The organism is Mycetohabitans sp. B46 (genome assembly GCF_037389205.1).
In the GTDB taxonomy this organism is placed as follows: domain Bacteria; phylum Pseudomonadota; class Gammaproteobacteria; order Burkholderiales; family Burkholderiaceae; genus Mycetohabitans.
In genome coordinates, this window is the sequence record NZ_JADBGL010000003.1 from 261,446 (window position 1) to 280,730 (window position 19,285).

Annotated in this window: 16 protein-coding genes, 1 tRNA gene and 1 other annotated feature; of the genes, 10 read left to right on the top strand and 7 right to left on the bottom strand. The window is 61.4% G+C overall.

Annotated elements, in window-relative coordinates; genetic code table 11:
* Positions 1-227 precede the first annotated feature (227 nt).
* On the bottom strand, positions 228-2,729 hold the full coding sequence (locus tag IHE30_RS05210; protein ID WP_337689351.1) for a hypothetical protein: 2,502 nt from the start codon (positions 2,727-2,729) through the stop codon (positions 228-230).
* A 554-nt stretch (positions 2,730-3,283) separates the two neighbouring features.
* The gene (locus tag IHE30_RS05215; RefSeq protein ID WP_337689352.1) at positions 3,284-4,084 is read right to left on the bottom strand and encodes an inositol monophosphatase family protein; all 801 of its coding nucleotides are present in this window, start codon (positions 4,082-4,084) and stop codon (positions 3,284-3,286) included.
* 342 nt (positions 4,085-4,426) lie between these two features.
* On the opposite strand from IHE30_RS05215, the gene IHE30_RS05220 reads away from it, so the two are divergent.
* The gene (locus IHE30_RS05220; protein ID WP_337689406.1) at positions 4,427-5,209 is read left to right on the top strand and encodes an RNA methyltransferase; all 783 of its coding nucleotides are present in this window, start codon (positions 4,427-4,429) and stop codon (positions 5,207-5,209) included.
* A gap of 76 nt (positions 5,210-5,285) precedes the next feature.
* Complete coding sequence (gene cysE / locus IHE30_RS05225) at positions 5,286-6,083, top strand: serine O-acetyltransferase (RefSeq protein ID WP_337689353.1); 798 nt, start codon at positions 5,286-5,288, stop codon at positions 6,081-6,083.
* On the opposite strand, the gene IHE30_RS05230 is transcribed toward cysE, so the two are convergent.
* From IHE30_RS05230 to IHE30_RS05245, 4 genes are all read right to left on the bottom strand, one after another.
* Positions 6,067-6,855, bottom strand: coding sequence for a UDP-2,3-diacylglucosamine diphosphatase (locus tag IHE30_RS05230; protein WP_337689354.1), 789 nt, complete (start codon positions 6,853-6,855; stop codon positions 6,067-6,069). The two genes, cysE and IHE30_RS05230, sit on opposite strands and share 17 nt — an antisense overlap.
* 16 nt (positions 6,856-6,871) lie before the next feature.
* Positions 6,872-7,363, bottom strand: coding sequence for a peptidylprolyl isomerase (locus IHE30_RS05235; RefSeq protein WP_337689355.1), 492 nt, complete (start codon positions 7,361-7,363; stop codon positions 6,872-6,874).
* Positions 7,364-7,423: 60 nt separating this feature from the next.
* A complete protein-coding gene (locus IHE30_RS05240; protein ID WP_337689356.1) occupies positions 7,424-8,020 on the bottom strand; it encodes a peptidylprolyl isomerase in 597 nt (198 codons plus the stop codon).
* An 84-nt stretch (positions 8,021-8,104) separates the two neighbouring features.
* Positions 8,105-8,872, bottom strand: a complete 768-nt coding sequence (locus tag IHE30_RS05245; protein ID WP_337689357.1) for a tetratricopeptide repeat protein — start codon at positions 8,870-8,872, stop codon at positions 8,105-8,107.
* A gap of 242 nt (positions 8,873-9,114) precedes the next feature.
* Here IHE30_RS05245 and cysS point away from each other — a divergent pair, with 242 nt between their 5' ends.
* The 7 genes from cysS to IHE30_RS05280 all read left to right on the top strand — a co-directional run bounded on the left by cysS (position 9,115) and on the right by IHE30_RS05280 (position 17,132).
* A complete protein-coding gene (cysS, locus tag IHE30_RS05250) occupies positions 9,115-10,515 on the top strand; it encodes a cysteine--tRNA ligase (protein WP_337689358.1) in 1,401 nt (466 codons plus the stop codon).
* Between the two features lie 41 nt (positions 10,516-10,556).
* Positions 10,557-11,546 (top strand): DNA-3-methyladenine glycosylase family protein, encoded by a 990-nt coding sequence (locus IHE30_RS05255; RefSeq protein WP_443193604.1) that lies wholly within the window; start codon positions 10,557-10,559, stop codon positions 11,544-11,546.
* A gap of 160 nt (positions 11,547-11,706) precedes the next feature.
* Positions 11,707-12,678, top strand: a complete 972-nt coding sequence (locus IHE30_RS05260) for an acetyl-CoA carboxylase carboxyltransferase subunit alpha (protein ID WP_337689360.1) — start codon at positions 11,707-11,709, stop codon at positions 12,676-12,678.
* 46 nt (positions 12,679-12,724) lie between these two features.
* Complete coding sequence (tilS, locus tag IHE30_RS05265; protein ID WP_337689361.1) at positions 12,725-14,155, top strand: tRNA lysidine(34) synthetase TilS; 1,431 nt, start codon at positions 12,725-12,727, stop codon at positions 14,153-14,155.
* A 213-nt stretch (positions 14,156-14,368) separates the two neighbouring features.
* Entirely contained in the window at positions 14,369-15,619 is a 1,251-nt protein-coding gene (locus IHE30_RS05270; protein ID WP_337689362.1) for an aspartate kinase, read from the top strand.
* 122 nt (positions 15,620-15,741) lie between these two features.
* Positions 15,742-15,835 (top strand) — tRNA-Ser (locus IHE30_RS05275).
* A 613-nt stretch (positions 15,836-16,448) separates the two neighbouring features.
* Complete coding sequence (locus IHE30_RS05280; RefSeq protein WP_337689363.1) at positions 16,449-17,132, top strand: hypothetical protein; 684 nt, start codon at positions 16,449-16,451, stop codon at positions 17,130-17,132.
* Between the two features lie 390 nt (positions 17,133-17,522).
* Here the strand turns inward: IHE30_RS05280 and IHE30_RS05285 are convergent.
* A protein-coding gene (locus tag IHE30_RS05285) for an IS3 family transposase (RefSeq protein ID WP_337689364.1) occupies positions 17,523-18,760 on the bottom strand; the annotation gives its coding sequence in 2 pieces (ribosomal slippage) (positions 17,523-18,469 and positions 18,469-18,760; 1,239 coding nt in all).
* Positions 18,363-18,479, bottom strand: a sequence feature (AL1L pseudoknot). Its footprint overlaps the gene before it by 117 nt.
* On the opposite strand from IHE30_RS05285, the gene IHE30_RS05290 reads away from it, so the two are divergent.
* On the top strand, positions 18,759-19,238 hold the full coding sequence (locus IHE30_RS05290) for a TAL effector repeat-containing protein (RefSeq protein WP_337689365.1): 480 nt from the start codon (positions 18,759-18,761) through the stop codon (positions 19,236-19,238). The two genes, IHE30_RS05285 and IHE30_RS05290, sit on opposite strands and share 2 nt — an antisense overlap.
* The last annotated feature ends 47 nt before the right edge of the window (positions 19,239-19,285 follow it).

Sequence of the window (19,285 nt, forward strand, 5' to 3'; positions counted from 1 at the left end):
GACCTTGAAGACGCTAGTTTACGTGTATTCCGCCGGTTAGGGACGACAAAGCCCTAATCCGTGTGGGCAATGTACGCGTGTGAGTGCAATAGGCGCCAGGCGGGACCGCCCGAAATCCTTGGATCAACCCGTTCTCGCTCATGATATCGACGATAGCCATGAACGAGGCGAGCCTGGATAGGCGCCATACGCGTGGCCGCGCATGCTGTGCATCGCGTCGTAATTTTCTAGCCGCGCCGGCTCACTGCCGCACGACGAGGCCGGCGTCGAGCACGATCCGAGGACGGCTGCGCAGCGGCATGGCGTTGAGCGGCCCGGCCGGGTTCGTTCCGGCCCGTTTTTTGGACTGCTTTGTCCAACTGGGCCATGAGCGCGTGCAGTATGTCGGGCGGGACAATGCCGCGGTGTTCGGGTTTGCCGTCAGTGCGTTCTTGCCAGGTTTTAAAATGACCGGCGCGCACTCTAGCCTTATCTGGCGTCGGTGCATGCAGATGAAGCACCCATTTTGGCGTTTGGGTGAGTGAGTCCAGCCGTTGATTCAACTCGTTGGTTAATTCCGGCGACAGGCTAAGCTCATATTCCAACATAGCGTTTTCGTGCACGGTGTTCTTCGCGACTTTTGTCCAATTGTGCCCGCCCGTCACCGTTATCCCGCCTGCGTCCCAAAGAGCCTTGAATGCACTGAACGAAGGTGCGAGTAGGCATTCGATGGCGTGCGCTTGCTTGAAGAGTGAGTCGATCTCGTTGCTGATGTGCTCCAGCTGCCGAATATCGGTATCCATGACCGTGAGTAGATGACTGAGCCGTTGACGCAACGTTTGTTTGGCCTCATCGTCCAGGTCCAGCGATTCGAGTTCGGCTTCTTTCTGCTCGAAGTTCTGCCTGCGTGCGCGAGCCACCGTGGTCATGCCAGTGCATTGCTGTTGCGCCAGGCGAAGCTGTGCCATGTACTGATCGGTTGTCTCGCGTGAGCCAAGGGCCGTATCGGCAGTCGTTATTGTCGCAAAGGCGTGACGGATTTCATCTATCAAGCCCTCCATGCCTTCGCGATGTTGATCGATTTGTTTTCGTGCGTCGGCCGGAATGTCATCGGGAAGCTGTTTTTTGAATGCGTCGAATTCGGCGCGTTGCCGCTCAGCTGGGGTGGGCGTTGTAGTGGCGGTGTCCATGCGTGTGGCCTTGGCTTTACGCGCTTTTTTCTTCTTGCCTTTGGACCTGGACGTTTGCGCAGACTGCTTGCTTCGCTCCAGTTGGCTATTCTCCAGCCAGTCGTGATCGGCCGATCCGGCATCTTGCGCGTACACGATGGTTTTGAGTACCGCCTGGATCCCAGCCTCGATATCCTGCACGGAGCGATCGGCAAAGTACACGTCTTTGAAAGGTTGCAGCCACTGCCTGAGCATCGCGGTTTCAGCTTCCTCGTCGCGTTTGCCGACGCTGCTTCGGGCCGTGCTGACACGACGCGCCGACTGGCCGGGCCGCGAAAAGATTTGCTGTTCTGCGATCCATGCTTGCAGCTTTTGGCTGACAGCATGCGTGTGGGTGGCGATGCCGTCGAGCATTGCCGTGCAAAATTCGGTATCCTGGCCTGGCTTGTCGTTCTTTTTATCCCGGTTGGCAGCGACATGCTCCAATAGCGCCAACGCCACCTTGGTTTCCTCGATCAGTCGCAGGGCAAACTGCTGTTCGGAGGCGGGACCCAACAGCGGCGGGTGCAGCGGGTTTTTCCATAGCGAGTCCATCATCGCACAGAGCAGCGCCGCGTAGCCGGCGCTCCATGTCTCGAGCGAAAGTCCGCCATATCCGTTTGATGTCATCTGTGTGTCGTCTCGCGCGCCGAGATGATAGGCGTGCCAGTACCGGGTCACCATCAGCGCGTTGTGCCGTATCGTGCCAAGGCGGGCGTTGCGATAGCGTCTCATTGACAGTTCACGATTGGCTTGCCCGCGCTGCATCCCTAGCAGGGGACGTGGGTTCGTACGCTGAGGTAGGGCAGATTGAGCGATGTCGTCCAATGCAAGTGTCAGCTCCTTCACGCACGCCGAGTTGTCGGCGAGCCACATGTGTAGCTTAGGCCGTAAGGGCGTGGGCAACCGGATGTTGCTGTATGGCGATGGTACTTCGGCGGAGGCAGCGGGTTGGTGCTCGGCATGCGACGTTTCGGATAACGAAAAACTGGGCAGTTGCCAGTGACCATCGAGCGCCCCGGGTGGCGTGGACGAACTGAGGGAAAACGATTTCGTCCAAATTTGAATGGATGCCTGGTCGATTTCCTCCGCTGCGCGGCGGATCATCTCGTTTTTGCCCATGTACAACGGGGTGGCGGCGAAGGGCAGACGAAACGGGTCGGCGCTTGCCATGGCTTGCCCAGCCATTGCTTTCCAAAATGTTGGCGGCAGCTCGCTAAGTAGACGTTGCGCTTCGATCAGGCTTTGTTTTCGTGTCCGCAGCGCGCTGATCTGCGCTTTTAGGTTTTTGTCTGCGGCCGGGATTTCCTGAGTGGGAAATAGACCGCTCATGGGCAAGTGCCTTTCTAGACTTGGGCGCGAGATCCCGACTTCGTCCTGAAGCGATGCTATCGCGGCCTGGGTCAGCGTCAGATAGGCATGCGCGGCGTTGGTCATATCCTTCAGTTGCAGCGCTTTCAGCGCTTTCGCATTGGACGGGTTGGCGCAAAGCTTGATGAACGCGTGTATCGATTCTTCAGCACGGCTGACCGCTGTCTTCATGGCAAAAAGATCGTTTGTCGGCACGTGGACGGGCGGGAACACGCGTGCAGCATCTCGCTGCTCTTTGCGTAACCGTTCTATGTCTCGCAGTACAGTTAAGCATGGCGACAGTTCGCTCGCCAGCTTCTTTGCTGCATCATCCAGCATGCCTGGCTTAGGGCAGCTGGCGGTGTTCGCCACGCGGGACGAAGAGGGCGCTATCGAGCCGATATCGCGAAGCGCCGGATTGGGCAGGGGCGCGCGATTAGCCGTGGTGTGCCCTGGCGCCTGAGTTGAGGGTTGAGCGACGCAGGGTGGAGGACTAGTGGACTGCGTTGCGTCGGCAAGCGAGTGTCGGCGAATCGTCATGGCTTAGGGGCTGCGGCGCGTACGGTGCGACGCTGAGTTACGGAAGCATCACAAGGATGTAGCATGGATGCTCTGCGCGTCGTCGATATCCGAAACGGTTGGCCGGGTCGCGAACGGGAATTTTTTCGATCTGGCGCAACGCACCAAGAGCAGAACGCCGGAAGCAGCGGGCGTACGCGCGCCCGCGATTGTTCCCTGTATACGGTTCAGGCCGCCGTTCCCAACCGGCTGTACGGCTTCAAGATCTGCACCATCTGCGCGTACTGCTTCGGATTGCCGGCGACGATCTCATGCTGGTACAGGAAGTTTGAATCCCCCGTGTAGTTGCCGACCAGGCCCCCCGCTTCGGTGACGAGTAGGCTGCCGGCCGCGACGTCCCACGGTTGAATGCCTTGCTCGAAGAAGCCGTCATAGCGGCCGGCGGCCACATACGCGAGGTCCAGCGCGGCCGCGCCCGGCCGACGCAGGCCGGCGCACGCACGCGTCATTTCGCTGAACAGCTTCAGGTACGCGTCCAGGCCGCTCTGATCACGGAACGGGAAACCGGTACCGATCAGCCCATCGGCGAGGCGGTCGCGCCGTGACACGCGGATGCGCCGATCGTTGAGAAACGCACCACGGCCACGTGATGCGGTGAATAAGTCATTGCGTGTCGGGTCGTAGACCACCGCCTGCGTGACGATGCCACGATGCGCAAGCGCGATCGACACGCAGTATTGCGGGAAGCCGTGGATGAAGTTCGTTGTGCCATCCAGCGGATCGATGATCCACAGATACTCGGATTCGCTGGCGTTGGCCCCCGACTCCTCGGCGAGGAACCCATGGTCGGGGTACGCGGTGTGCAATATCTCAATGATCGCCGCCTCGGCTGCCTGATCGACTTCGGTGACGAAATCGTTGTGCTGCTTCTTGGTCACTTGCAGCAGGTCGACGTCCAATGACGCGCGGTTGATGATCTGTCCGGCGCGGCGCGCGGCTTTGACAGCGGTGTTGAGCATCGGATGCATGGGCTTTTCCTTGGGCACGGGGCAACTGCCGCGGCGCGATACCGCGCGGCCAGAGCGAACGAATTGAGCAAGAGCGACGCGCGCCAACACGTCGGTCGTGCGGCGGCATAATGAATCCGCTATTTTATCAGCAAGCGCCACTGCGCGTTGGCGCATGTTCCGCGCCGCCGCACTCGCGATACCATTGAAGTCTTTGGTCATCGAATCTGAACCGTGAATCACAGTGTCACTCCACTCGGCTCATCTCCGCCAGGCTCGTTCTCGACAGGCTCGTCTCCGGTAGACTCGTCCCTGGTAGGCTCGTCTCCAACAGGCTCGCCCCCGGCTGGCGCGCCTTCGCCCCTGTGCGGTGACTCGACGTCTTTGGCGGGCGGCTTGACGTCGGTGCGCTTCGTGCTCGTCGAGCCAAGCCATCCCGGCAATGTTGGCGCGGCGGCCCGCGCGTTGAAGACGATGGGTTTCTCCCGGCTGGTGCTGGTCGCCCCGCGGCTTGAGGCGGTACGCACCCATCCCGATGCACAGGCGATGGCCAGCGGCGCGCATGACGTGTTGGCGGCCGCCCATGTCGTGCCCACGCTGGCCGATGCGTTGGCTGGTGTTCACTGGTCCGTGGCGCTGACTGCGCGCGAGCGTGAGTGGGGGCCGCCGACGCTGGCACCCCGTGCGCTCGCGTTGCGGGCCCGCGGCTTGGCGGCGGCCGGCGACATCGCACTGGTGTTTGGCAACGAGCGCACGGGGCTGTCCAATGCCGACGTCGAGCGCTGCAACGCGCTGGCGCATATCCCGGCCAATCCTGCCTACAGCTCGCTGAATCTCGCGCAGGCGGTCCAAGTGCTCGCTTACGAGTTGCGGCTGGCGCTATTGGACGCCGCGCCGCAGACGCCATCCGCCGACGTGGCCTCGTCGCTGGCATCCCACGACGAAATCGAGCGCATGTTCGCGCATCTAGAGAATGCGCTGATCGCGCTGGATTTCCTGGATCCCGCCAGTCCGAAGAAACTGATGCCGCGGCTGCGCCGGCTGTTTGCGCGAACCGGCCTGGAGCGCGAGGAAGTCAATATCGTGCGCGGTATCGCCAAGCATATCCTGCTGAAATCGCACGGCTTGCGTGGCGACGATCGGTAGTGGCCGCGTGTCGGATCGGGCGCGCTGCCGGTGCCCCATCTCAATACCATGCCCCGCCTATGCCCTGTGAGTCGCCATGTTTGACAGACTTCGCGAAGACATTGCTGCCATCCGCCAGAAGGACCCTGCTGCACGCGGCACATGGGAGGTACTGACCTGTTACCCTGGGCTGCATGCACTGCTGTTCCACGCGCTCGCGCACCGTTGCTGGCGGACAGGGTGGCGCTGGCTTGGGCGCTTCGTGTCGCACCTGGGGCGGTTTTTTACCGGTATCGAGATTCATCCGGGCGCGACCATTGGCCGACGGGTCTTTATCGATCACGGGATGGGGGTGGTGATTGGCGAAACGGCCGAAGTGGGGGACGATTGCACGATTTATCAAGGCGTCACGCTGGGGGGCACGTCGCTGTCGCGCGGCGCCAAGCGGCATCCGACGCTGCAAGCCGGCGTGATCGTCGGCGCGAACGCGCAAGTGCTCGGCGGTTTCACGGTCGGCGCGAACGCGAAGATCGGATCCAATGCAGTGGTGGTGAAGCCGGTGCCCGCCGGGGCGACGGCGGTCGGCAATCCGGCGCGCGTGATTGTGCCCAACGTGCCGTCGCCCGGCGCCACGCCCGTCAACGGGGTAGGCATCAAGCATGAAGACATGCCGCTGAAGCAACCCTTTGCTGCGTATGGCTTAGTGCCGAACGCTGACGACCCGATGTCGCTAGCGATTCATGGATTGATCGATCACGTCGCGCAGCAATCGGGTCGGATCGACGAGCTGGTGGCAGCGCTCGAGCGCCTGGGCGCGCGTCTGGAGCAATTTGATCGATGCCAAACCAGCATCGCCGACTTGCGTAAGCTCGGCGAGGTCATTCAGAACAAGTAGCCCGCGTCGGGCTGCCGCAGACATCGAGCGGCAGTGCGCGGATGCCGTTTGCGTCGATCCTCAGGTAGCCGCCACGTGGTGCACCGTAGTCTAGCTCCCAGTCTGGCAGCACCCAGCGCGCGGTGCCATACTGGTGATGGCAAGCGGGCAAATGCGTGTGGCCATGGACCATCGTGCGGGCATGGGTTGTGGCAAACAGGCGCGCGAGTGCGTCGGGTGTGACATCGTACCGTGGCGACGGTTGCGTCGGTCGGGCAAGGCTCTTGCGCCGCATGCGCTCGCCGATCCTTTCCCGCCAGCGCAACGGCAGCGCGAGAAATAGGCTTTGCGCGAATGCAGTGCGCGCGACGCGGCGAAATCGTTGGTAGCCGACATCGGCCGTGCACAGCGCGTCGCCATGCGTGAGTACGATGCGCTGGCCAAAGGCCGTGATGACGAATGGATCGGGCAGTGGCATTGCGCCCGCAGCCGCCATGAAGCGGCGGCCGAGCAGGAAATCGCGGTTGCCATGCATCACGTACAGCGCAATGCCGCATTCGGACAGCGTATGCATCAGCTCGGCGATATGTCGTGCAAACGGCGACGCGAGCATATCGTCGCCGATCCAATACTCGAACAGGTCGCCGAGAATGAATACCGAATCGGCATCGCGTGCGGTGACGCGGATGAAATGCTCGAACGCCTCCACGGTGCGCGGCAGCGCCTCGCTCAGATGCAGGTCGGCTATTAGCAGCAGCGCGCGCGACGCGGCGCCGTTATCAGCGGGATTCAACGCGCGCGTTCCGGTCTCAGACGATGACAGCCTTCTTGATCACGACATCCTCCAGCGGCACGTCCTGATGAAAGCCGCTTTTGCCGGTGCGTACCGCCTTGATCTTGTCGACTACGTCCATGCCTTCGACCACCTTGCCGAACACAGTGTAGCCCCAGCCTTGCGGCGTCGGTGCACTGTGATTCAAAAAATCGTTGTCGTTGACGTTGATGAAGAACTGGGCACTCGCCGAATGCGGATCGTTGGTGCGTGCCATCGCAATCGTGCCGACCTCGTTCTTCAGTCCGTTGTTCGCCTCGTTCTCGATCGGCGCATCGGTTTGCTTTTGCTTCATGCCGGACTCGAACCCGCCTCCCTGGATCATAAAGCCGTTGATCACGCGGTGGAACACCGTGTTGTCATAGTGGCCTTTCTTCACATAGTTCAAGAAGTTATCGACCGTCTTGGGCGCCTTTTCGGCGTTTAACTCCAGCTTGATGACGCCGTAATTCGTATGTAGTTCGACCATGTTCGCTCCTTGCTCATGTCGGTTGAATGAAGGTTGAGTACGGTTGCTGCAACGGTGTTCTTATTTGGACACCACCGTGGCCGATTGGATCACGATGGACTTTTGCGGCACGTCCGAGAAGCTGCCGCGCGTGGTGGTGGGCGTCGCCTCGATCTGCTTGACGACGTCCAAGCCGGAGATGACTTTGCCGAATACCGCGTAGCCGTGGCCGTCAGGATTCGGGTAATCGAGATTGGGGTTGTCCACCGTATTGATAAAGAACTGGGCGCTCGCCGAGTTCGGGTCGTTGGTGCGGGCCATCGCGATCGAACCGGTCGTGTTGTTCAGCCCGTTGCGGCTTTCCAGCGGGATCGGCGCCCGCGTGGGCTTTTGCTCCATCTCCGGCGTGAAGCCGCCACCCTGAATCATGAAGCCGCGAATGACGCGATGAAAAATTGTGTTGTTGTATTGGCCCGATGCCACATACTGGATGAAGTTATTGACCGTGCGTGGCGCTTTTTCCGGATACAGTTCGACGCGAATCTCGCCCATCGACGTCTTGAGCAGCACGTTCGGATGGCTGACGCCCGCCTGGCGCGTTCCGGCATTGGATTGCGCATGCACCGGCGCTGACGCGATGAGCGCCGCGCCAAGCAGCGCGGATAGCAGCAGTTTCATGTCTCGGTTCCTGTGTGGGAGCATCGGTTAAAAATACCTCGTGCGCCGCGTGCAGCGCAACACGTCCGCGCCGGGGCGGACGAATCAAGGTTGTCTCGTCTGCGGCGCCATGTAGGGCGCGAGTGCAGGCGCCGCGCTGGTGCCCGGGACGATCGTCGGGAAGTTTGGCGTCGCGTTCTGCGGTGGCGGCGTGGTTGGCACCGCCACCGCGCGGCCGGCCGGTGCCTCGCCGTCGCCCTGCGGTGCGCCGCCGCCGCCGGATGGTGCGTCGGTGGTGCCATGCGGTGCATCGGTGGCACTAGGCCGTGCATCAGTGCGCGTCGGCGGGCTCACCAGTGGCACGATTTGTCGACTGCGCCGCGCCGAATATGTGTCACGTGGATCGAGTGCGCTGGCGCGCTTGAACGACTGCGCCGCCAGTTGCAGGTAAAGGTCGCCCAGGTTGGCTTGCGCGAGCGCATAGCCTGGACTGGCGCGCAGCGCCGTCTCGAGTACCACGCGGGCTTCATCTAGCTTGCCGCGCTTCGCATACAGCGCGGCAAGGTTATTGTATGGCTCGGGCAGTTCCGGATAGGTCTGTGTGAGCGCCGTGTACGCGGTCATCGCGTCATCGTCGCGGCCCAACTGCGCGAGCACATTAGCGCGCTTGAAGCGCGCCTGTGCATCGCGCGGGTGCGAGCGCACGCGCTCGTCGAGCCGCGTGAGCGCGCCGGCCCAGTCGTGCTGCGCGATCGCGGCGTCGATTTCGGGCGTGCCGTCGGCGACGGCGGGCGAAACCTGCGCTTGCGCTGCGCCGGTGGCAACCAAGAAGCTCATTGCCGCAAGCGCGATGCGACCGCGGGTCATGTTCATAGGCTCTTTTCACGGTGTTATACTTCAGCCCATTCTAACAAAACGTCCGGCTGTTCCTGAAAAGAAGAACAGTCAACGGTCTTCGCGCCACTTGTGGCCGCATCCGACCCAGTCGTCTCCCCGAACGGATCACGTCGGCGGCCGTGCGGCCGTACGGCGCCCTCGCGCGAAGCGGGTGGCGTATCGCGTGAGTGTCGCGGCCGGCTGCGTTTGACAGCGCTCGGCGCACGCAACGTTTTTCTATGGATCAGCTCCGTCTATACAACACGCTCAGTCGCAACAAAGAGATCTTCGTTCCCCTGCACGAGGGCGAAGTACGTATGTACGTGTGTGGCATGACCGTCTATGACTATTGCCACGTCGGCCATGGTCGGCTGATGGTCGTGTTCGACATGATCCAGCGCTGGCTGCGCACGCTTGGCTATCGTGTCACATATGTGCGCAACATCACCGACATCGACGACAAGATCATTCGTCGCGCGGTGGACAACGGCGAGCCGATCCGCGCGCTGACCGAGCGCTTCATCGAGGCGATGCACGAGGACGAGGCGGCGTTGAATATCCAACGCCCGGACCATGAGCCGCGCGCCACGCAATTCATTGCGCAGATGCTGGGCATGATCGACGCGCTCGAGCGCAACGGCTATGCGTACCAGGGCCGTGATGGCGACGTCAATTATGCGGTGCGCAAGTTTGCTGCATACGGCCAGTTGTCCGGCAAGTCGCTCGAGGACCTGCGCGCGGGCGAGCGCGTCGCGCAGAATGACGCCAAAGAGGATCCGCTCGATTTTGTGCTGTGGAAGCGCTCAAAGGGCGGCGAGCCGCCCGACACCGGCTGGGATTCGAAATGGGGGCGTGGGCGACCGGGCTGGCACATTGAGTGCTCGGCAATGAGTTGCGCGTTGCTCGGCGAGCGATTCGACATCCACGGCGGCGGACAGGACCTGCAATTTCCTCACCACGAGAATGAGATCGCGCAGAGCGAGGGCGCAACTGGCCGGCCTTTCGTCAACTACTGGTTGCACAACGGGTTCGTCAACGTCGACAACGAGAAGATGTCAAAATCGCTTGGCAACTTTTTCACGCTGCGCGACGTGTTGCAGCGCTATGACGGCGAAGTGATCCGAATGCTGATTCTGCGTGCGCATTATCGCTCGCCGCTGAATTATAGTGATCCGCACCTGGACGACGCGCGCGCGGCGCTCACACGACTCTATACTGCGCTCAAGGATGTCGCGCCGGACGATCGCGCGCTGGACTGGAGCGAGCGTCATGCGGCGGCATTCCGCGCCGCGATGAACGACGATTTCAACACACCGGTTGCGTTCGCAACATTGTTCGACCTGGTTACGGACTTGAACCGTACCGGCGATCCCGCGCTGGCGCGCCAGCTCAAGGGGCTGGCCGGCGTACTGGGCATGCTCGGGCGCGATCCGCGCGAGTATCTACAGGGGCGCGTACCCGCTGCGCAGGGGCTTGCGTTGCTCAATGCCGCGCAGATCGACGAGCAAATCGAAGCCCGCGCGCAGGCCAAGCGTGCGAAGAACTATGCCGAAGCAGACCGGATCCGGGCGGCATTGCTCGATGCCGGGGTCGTGCTCGAAGACAAACCGGGCGGAAAGACCGAATGGCGACGCGTGTGAAGCGCGGCGGCGTCGGCACGAGTCCGCAGCCAGGAGGCGAGATGACAACGGCCAAGAAGGCGGCGCGCAGCACTGGGGCGAAGGCGCCGCAGGATGCGGCGATAGCGGCAGCAAAGCGCGGCGCTGCCCGTACGCGTGTGGCGCGCGCCAATGGGCCTGAGGAAGACGCTGCGCCAAGACGCGTGCCGCGTGCAGCCTCGAACGCGGAGCCGGCGCGCAAGGCGCGTGCGTCGGTGCAGCAGGCCGAACCGGTGCACAATGCGCGTGCGTCGGCGTCGGCGTCGGCGTCGGAGACCGAGCCGGTATGCAACGCGCGTTTGCCAGTGTCGGATGTTAGTCTGGCGCGCAAGGCGGCTGCCCCAGCGTCCGAGGCGTCGGTCCCGACCGCCTCATCGGAGCAGGTGCTCACCGTGTCGCGGCCCGAATATTGGGACCGTGCGTGCGCGGACCTGGTCCGTCGCGATCGTATCCTGAAAAAATTGATTCCGCAGTTCGGGCCCGTTCACTTGATGGCGCGCGGCGATCCGTTTATGACGCTTGCCCGCTCCATTGTCGGCCAGCAGATCTCGGTCAGCGCTGCGCAGGCGATATGGGCGCGGCTCGCGGCCGCATGCCCGTCGATTGCGCCGGCGCGCATCGTGAAGCTTGGGCAGCCGCGATTGATCGAGTGCGGATTATCCAAGCGCAAGTCGGAGTACATCCTGGACCTTGCGCAGCATTTTACGTCCGGTGCGCTGCATGTCGCATCATGGGCGTCGATGGATGACGAGGCGGTCATTGGCGAGCTGACGCAGATACGCGGGATTGGCCGCTGGACCGCTGAGATGTTCCTGATTTTCAACCTGATGCGCCCGAACGTACTGCCGCTGGATGACCTCGGACTGATCCGTGCGATTAGTGTCAATTATTTCAGTGGCGAGCCAGTCACGCGCAGCGAAGCCAGGGAGGTCGCGGCGAATTGGGAGCCGTGGCGTACTGTCGCGACGTGGTACATGTGGCGCAGTCTGGAACCGCTGAGCGCGCAGGCTTAGCCCGCGCTATCAAGCGTGGGGCGGACAGGGTGGCGTCATATCCGCTGTCAACATCGCATCGGCAACTATCAGAACGCCAATGTGATAGTTCAGAGCCGGTCCCGGTAGGGCGACACGCGGTTAGAATACCCGCTGCCGGATAGTTCAAGGATTCGAACAAATGAAGACCACCTTTCTGGATTTCGAGCAGCCGATCGCTGAACTCGAAGCAAAAATCGAAGAATTGCGCTTCGTGCAGGACGACTCGGCCGTCGATATTTCGGAAGAGATCGAGCGGCTGTCCAAGAAAAGCCAGCAACTGACGAAGGATCTGTATGCGCACCTGTCGCCTTGGCAGGTGTCGCAGATCGCGCGGCATCCGCAGCGCCCCTATACGCTCGACTATGTGAACGAGCTGTTCACGGATTTCCACGAATTGCACGGTGACCGATCGTTTGCCGATGACCTGTCAATCATCGGTGGCCTAGCGCGCTTCAATGGTCATCCGTGCATGGTGATTGGTCAGCAGAAGGGACGCGACACGAAGGAGCGCGCGTTGCGCAACTTCGGCATGTCGCGCCCGGAAGGCTATCGCAAGGCTGAGCGGCTGATGCGGGTGGCCGAGAAATTTAACTTGCCGATTTTCACGTTTATCGACACGCCGGGTGCATATCCGGGCGTGGGCGCTGAGGAACGTGGTCAGTCCGAGGCAATCGGTCGCAACCTCTATGTGATGGCCGAGTTGAAAGTGCCGACGATCGCGACGATCATTGGCGAGGGCGGCTCCGGTGGCGCGTTGGCCATTGCCGTCGCCGACAGCGTGTTGATGCTGCAGTTCTCGACCTATTCGGTGATTTCGCCGGAAGGGTGCGCGTCGATCCTATGGAAGAGTGCAGCAAAGGCGCCCGAGGCAGCGGAGGCGCTGGGCTTGACCGCGCACCGGCTCAAGGCGCTCGGCCTGATCGACAAGATTGTCAACGAGCCGCTGGGCGGCGCCCATCGGGATCCGAAAGGCATGGCCGCGATGCTGCGCCGTGCGCTGGCCGACTCGTTGCGACAGTTCCAGGGCATGAGTTCGAACGATCTGTGTGACCGCCGCTTCGAACGGTTGATGAACTACGGTAAATACAAGGTCGGCCCGTTCGGCAACTAACGGCGCGATGCGGCACGCGCTGGGCGGCGTCTAGACGAGTAAGCGGATGATGGGTGCGGACGAATCATCGGTCGAGCGTCTGATTCTCGGGGCGGTGGCAGCTCAGGCCACGGCACTGCATCGCGATGCGTCCGTTGCGATCGCTTTCAGCGGGGGCATCGATTCCACGGTGCTGCTGCATGCAGCGACTCGCGTGCTGGGCGCACGCCGGTGTGTCGCGTTGCACGTTCATCACGGGCTCAGTCCTCATGCCGATGCCTGGCGCAGCCATTGCGCCGACATGGCGTGCCGGCTTGATGTCGCTTTCGATTGCCGCGCTGTCGCAATCGCGCGCACGCCGCAGCACAGTGTCGAAGCCCTTGCGCGTGACGCCCGCTATGCCGCACTCGAGCAGATGTGCGCGGCTCATCGCGTGCGCGTGCTGTGGCTTGGCCATCACGCGGACGACCAAGCCGAGACCGTGCTGCTGCAATTGCTACGTGGCGCGGGGCTGCCCGGGCTCGCCGCGATGCCGTTGCATCGCGTGCTACCGAACGGGCTCGTCCACGTGCGGCCTTTATTGCCGATACTGCGGGCGTCTCTCGATGCGTATGCGCGTCAGCATGCATTGCGCTGGATCGAGGACGAATCCAATGCAGACCTGCGGTATGCGCGCAATGCGGTGCGGCGGCATGTGATGCCGACGCTGGCCGTTCATTTTCCCGGGTATCGCGACGCGCTAGCGCGAACGGCCCGGCATGCCGCCGCCGCGCAGCGTCTGCTCGAGGATTTGGCTAGGATCGATTTGCGTGCATGCACGTTTGCCAGCCAGCGCGCCGCCGCTGTGAAGCGATCCGATGCACCGGTGCCCGCGGGACCCACGTTATCGCGGCGTGCGCTGGTTGAACTCAGTCATGAGCGTGCAGTCAATCTGCTGCGGTTCTGGATGCGCGAGGCGGGGCTGGCGACGCCATCCGCGGCGCGCGTCGAGGAAATACTGCGCCAATTGCGTGAGGCCGGAGGCGATGCGGCGCTACGGATCGAGCACGACGAACATTGCCTGCGCCTGTATCGCAACCGGGTCTGGTGGGAGCGCCAGGATGACGGGGCGGCCAGCCATGACGTGATGCCGCCGAGTGCCGAGTTGCGGTGGTCGGGCCAGTCAGTTTGGCGGCTGCCGGCGTGGCGAGGATCGATTGTTTTCGTGCTGTGTGGCGCCAACGATGAGCAGGGGGTGCAGCGCAGCGTTCTCGAATGCGCGCCGCTCACGATACGCGGTCGGCGCGGCGGCGAGCGCATGCGCTTGCGCGCCGGCGGTCCGCTGCGCACGTTGAAGAACCTTTTCCAAGAGGCGGCGGTGCCGGCCTGGCGACGTGATGTCCCACTGTTGTTCGTCGGCGACACGTTGCTGTGGGTACCCGGGCTGGGCGTCGATCCCAACGTTGCGGGCGGCGGCCGGGTGCGGATCGAATGGCAACCGGACTTATTGCTCGCGTGACCCTCGGCTGCAGGCGCATCACGGCGCGGCACGCATTTTCGCTTGTCAAGTACACCGGCATACGGTAGGGTTATCGGTTTGCCCGCCTGGCTTTACTCGATTTTCATTGATCGGGCGCGCATGCGCTGACGGCGCCGCTTCTCGTTTGTGCCTTTTTTGTCGAACGACCCCGCGTGCGCGCCGGCGTGGTTTCTCCTCTAGTTTATAACGGCAATGGCACTCATCGTACATAAATACGGCGGCACCTCGATGGGCTCGGTTGAGCGCATCCGGAATGTCGCGAGGCGCGTCGCGAAGTGGCACAAGGCGGGTCACCGGTTGGTCGTCGTGCCGTCCGCGATGTCGGGTGAAACCAACCGGTTGCTCGCGCTTGCGAAGGAAATATCGGCGCAGCCCAGTGCACGCGAACTCGACATGATCGCATCGACGGGCGAGCAGGTTAGCGTTGGCCTGTTGTCGATCGCGTTACAGGAAGAAGGCGTCAACGCGGTTAGCTATGCCGGCTGGCAGGTCGCGGTCAAGACGGACAGCGCGTTCACGAAGGCGCGCATCAGTGAGATCGACGATAAACGCGTGCTGGCCGACCTAGATGCCGGCAAGGTTGTCGTCATCACGGGTTTTCAGGGCGTGGATCCTGACGGCCACATCACCACGTTGGGCCGGGGGGGCTCCGATACGTCGGCAGTCGCGATCGCGGCCGCGATGCGAGCCGACGAATGCTTGATCTACACTGACGTAGACGGCGTGTACACGACCGACCCGCGCGTTGTCGAAGAGGCGCGTCGGCTTGATCGGGTCACGTTCGAGGAGATGCTGGAGATGGCCAGCCTCGGCTCTAAAGTGCTGCAAATTCGTTCGGTCGAATTTGCTGGCAAGTACCGGGTAAAGACGCGCGTGCTGTCGAGCCTGACTGATCCGTTGATGCCGCTGGACGACGAAATGCGTTCGGGCACCCTGATTACCTTTGAAGAAGACGAGAAAATGGAACAAGCCGTTATCTCCGGCATTGCCTTCCAGCGCGACGAAGCGCGCATCGCGGTCATGGGCGTGCCTGACAAGCCAGGCATTGCCTACCAGATCCTCGGGCCGGTCGCCGATGCCAACATCGACGTCGACATGATCATCCAGAACACCAGCGTGGACGGCAAGACCGACTTCACGTTCACCGTTGGCCGTGGCGACTACCAGCGCGCGATGGATATCCTAACCCATCAGGCCGACGGACAGGTGAACGCGCAGACGGTGCTGGGCGATCCCAAGGTGTCCAAGGTGTCGGTTGTCGGCGTCGGCATGCGTTCACACGTGGGCATTGCTAGCAAAATGTTCCGCACGTTGTCGGAGGAGGGCATCAACATCCAGATGATCTCGACGTCCGAAATCAAGATCTCGGTGTTGATTGACGAAAAGTATATGGAGCTTGCCGTGCGCGCGCTTCATAAAGCGTTTGAACTCGACCAGGCGTGATCGCGCGGTGGCTGCCGATCGTGGCGCGCCTGTGTTGTAGCGTCTTATGAATTGACGTGATCGCGTAGAGCCGCTATGATCTTGCCTTCGTCGCGTGGACTCCCTACGCGAGCGAAGTTTCGGGAGACGTGGCCGAGAGGTCGAAGGCACTCCCCTGCTAAGGGAGCATCTGGGCCAAAACCTGGATCGAGGGTTCGAATCCCTCCGTCTCCGCCAGTACTTCGGTATAGGGCGGTGGAAACCCCGGTTCTTCACGGAGAACCGGGGTTTTCTTTATCTGTCGCCTGTTCTGATCGGCGCCCTTATCTTCGGAGCGCTTGCCTAGCCTGCCCCGAATTTAATCCAGACCGCAGCGAGAGACCAAGGCTAAAAACGGCTGAGCATGCTTCAAGCGCTCAGGCGAACTGCTCGGGCGTCAGGTAACCAATGGCATGATCCGCCATCAATCTAGTCATTTTTGTTCACTACTGCGCTGATCCAACCACTTTAGGCTAGCCTGCTGGGCAGCATCGCTTCGCGTTGCGCTTGCTTCATGCCCTATCCCTTATCGAGCTTGCCATGGACTTTGATCCGAACGCCGCATCGCACAGTGCTCAAGTGGTGCTATATGCTATGGAGAGTCGCCAAGCTGGCCATCCTGCCGCGGCTGCCGCCTCATGTCCTAAAGTTGGCAGTGGCTCAGAGCGCGCGCGTGTCGCAACACCCGACGACAGGCTTGTTGGCCAGCGCGACGAATAGCTTGACGGATGGCTTATCAACAGGCCGAACAAGTCGCCCGACAACGTACCACGATCTGCCACCAGAAGTCCTCCAGCAAGTGGCTGACCATATGCCATTCGACGATATCGGCAACTTATCGATCGTGGACAAGCAAACGTACCATGTGTTACGGGAAAGGTGGCTGAGCCGGCGTTGCTGGCAACGTGCCAAGGCTGCGCGCAACGTACCGCTCTGTCCGTTAGAAAGTAGGGATAGTCCGGGGATGAATGTGCTCGATCTCGCATCGATGCAACAGCTGCTTACTGAGATCGAGCGTATCCGTGTTGAGCCGGCGCTTCGCGCTGAGCCGCTCAAGGCACTGTGGCCCGCAATAAGGGCTATGCGCTGGGAGCAGCAGCAAGCAGCATTCGAACAAGTTTTTGAGGCTGCAGGTCGTGTCCCCACGCAAGGCTTGCAGATACAAAATGACATGATCCGGGCCCTACATGAAATCTCGCGCCATCGGCCACAATGCGATGTCCATGAATTTGCACATGCACTATACAAGTTTGTATATGCTCAAGCCGAACGACGAAGCGCTGAGCAGGGCAGCACGTGGGCTGCGGTGGCATCGCTGCTCGGAGGTTTGGGCAACGGCGCATCACAGTCGTGGTATGAAGGCGAATATCAGGCTTTTTTAGGCCGGCTTCCCGCGTTGCACACGGCCGAACAAGCCGACCTGATCGCGGAACTGGCGATACTGCTGCCCCGCGTTTTCCGCCATGCTAGTGATAAAGGCGCAAAGATTGCCTAGTATTACGAAACGTTGCTGGCATGGGTACAGCGCTTACCGCCATCCTATCAGAGTGAGCCGATTGGCGCATTGGCCGATTCGATACGGTTACTGCCGGACGCATACCGGCCTATGCACTATGCCAATCTGCGGCACTTGGCACTGTTACTGCCGGATCCTCAATTAGATAGCGCGCTATGTAGCCTACCGTTCGGGTTGGCGGCATTGCCGCCGGCTCAATACGCGTACGAGCTTTCGCTACTTGATCCTCTCTTTCAGCGCGTGCTGCCCCCGCAACGTGCCCCGGTGGCGCTCGGACTGCTCAAAAGCACGAAAGACTTTAATAAAGCGCTGTCAAAGCAGCTATGGCAGCGTGCTGAACCGCCCCGGGAATCGTGGAGGCCGGTTGGTTTAAGTTAATGCGGGCACACCAGCGGTATTTCTGAGTTGCCTATCGTAGTTTGCCTCAGCTTCGGCGGGTGGGATATAGCCGAGTGGTTCCATCAGCCGATGATGGTTGTACCAGGCGACCCATTCAAGCGTTGCCCATTCGACGGATTCCCTTGTTTTCCAAGGGGCACGCCGATGAATCAGTTCCGTCTTGTACAGGCCGTTGATCGTTTCAGCCAACGCATTATCGTAGCTGTCGCCACGGCTGCCTACCGATGGCTCGATGCCTGCTTGGGCCAGCCGTTCGCTATACCGAATGCTGACGTATTGCGACCCTCTGTCCGAATGATGGACCAGTGTTCCGTCGTTGCCCGGTTGGCGGGCGTACAGTGCCTGTTCAAGTGCATCCAGAACGAATTCCGTGGTCATCGACGAACTGACGCGCCAGCCAACGATGCGACGGGCGAACACGTCGATCACGAACGCCACGTACAACCAGCCCTGCCATGTCGAAACATAGGTGAAGTCCGACACCCAGAGCTGATTCGGTCGGTCAGCTTTGAACTGGCGGTTGACCCGGTCCAGCGGGCGCGGCGCGCTCATATCGGCAATCGTTGTGCGCACACGCTTGCCGCGCAGCGCGCCACGCAAGCTTTGCAGCCTCATCAGTCGTTTGACCGTGCAGCGTGCCACCACAATGCCTTCGCGCTTCATCTGTCTCCAAACCTTTGGCACGCCATAGACCTGCATGTTGACTTGCCAAACACGCCTGATCTCGGGTTGCAGCATCTCATCGCGTTTTGCACGGGCGCAGCGTCTCGACGGGTCGCCAAGCAGCGCCGTATGGCGTCGGTAGCCCGACGGGGCGATCCGCAAGACCTTGCAGATCGGCTCGATCCCGAAGGTGTCGCGATGCTGATCGACGAAGGCCTTTAGGACTTGAATCGGCGCTCGAGCTGCGCCTGTGCGAAAAACGCACTCGCCAGCTTGAGAATCTCGTTGGTACGGCGCAGTTCCTTGACCTCTCGCTCCAGGGCCTGGATACGCTCGCGCTCGGCGCTGCTCACGCCATCGCGCTCCCCGCGCTCGACTTGCTCACGCTTGACCCAATCCAGCAACGTTTGCGGCGTGCAGCCGATCATCGGTGCAATCGATTCGACTGCCGCCCACATCGACGGGTGCTCACTACGCTGCTCGCGTACCAAGCGCACTGCGCGCTCTCGCACTTCCGGGGAAAACTTGCTTAGCTTCTTGTCCATGGCTCCATTTTCTCAAGAGTGGGAGCCTCCACCAAACCCGGTGCGGTTCATAAAGATTGAGAAACATTATGGTGGTGGTACCACCCTGGCGTTTATCTCAAATAAGCACGATGAACTCGCTCAAGTACTGAGTCGGGCTGATATCTTAAAAATTGCAAGCTATGACTGTGCAGCCCAGGCGTTGCAAGCGGTGCTCGACTGTGGGCCGATGCTTGGCGAGCGCGGATTCAACCAAGCGGATATCGTCAGAATCGCGGGCAATGGCGGGGGCGCGCAGGCACTGGATTCGGTGCTTGACGTTGAGCCGGCGCTTGGCAAACGTGGTTTCAACCGAGTTGATATCGCGAAAATCGCGGGCGATAGCGGGGCGTGGCATGCTCAACCTTATCCCACTGAAGGGATCGCCCAGAGCCGGCCCACTTTAACTGTGGCCAAGACAGACGATGAGGGGAGAATTGCTGCCAGACGTTCTGGCTAACTTATTACGGGCGCGGCGCAGGCAGCCGCGAAGTGGACTTGTTGGGC